Source organism: Hymenobacter agri (assembly GCF_054778495.1).
This window is the reverse complement of record NZ_BAAGZM010001336.1, coordinates 1-502: the sequence shown is the minus strand read 5'-3', so window position 1 is coordinate 502 and position 502 is coordinate 1. Positions and strand designations below refer to the sequence as shown.

Here is a 502-nt window from a genome sequence, read left to right as displayed (position 1 = left end):
CGTCAAGCCACTGGTTCACGTCGTAATAATAAAACTGCTTGCTCCAGAGCATGCCGGCAAAGGCCTGGCGCTGCACGTTGCGGGCGTCGGCGCTGGGCAGGTTTTGCTGGAGGCAGGCGTAGAACTCGTCGGCCTCGGCTCGGCGCTGGGCAAACAGCGCGTCGAAATCGGCAAAAGGAGCGTCGTGAGTGGGTTGGCTCAGGCGCAGGCGTACGGTGCGGGCCTGGCCGGGCTCGATGGTGAGGTCGAAGCGGGCGGCAGCTTTGGTGCCGTGCTGGGCGGGGTTCACGGCGGTGGTCTGGCCGTTCACCACGTACTCGTTGATGCCGTCTTTGAAATACAGGCCCGCTTTGTTTTTGCGCTTGCGCTTCTTGCCGAAAACGGTGGGGTTGGTGTCGTTTTCGCAAAAGAGCAGCTCGGTGGGCTGGTCGCAGTAGAGCAGGTAGCGGCCGAGGTCGCGGTGCTCGGCGTCGAGGGCGTCGAGGCCGGCGCGGGCCATGGC

At 64.5% G+C, this 502-nt stretch carries 1 pseudogene; it reads right to left on the bottom strand.

The features are described from left to right. A pseudogene (locus ACYVDE_RS26090) lies at window positions 1-502 on the bottom strand (MGH1-like glycoside hydrolase domain-containing protein); the annotation flags it as partial.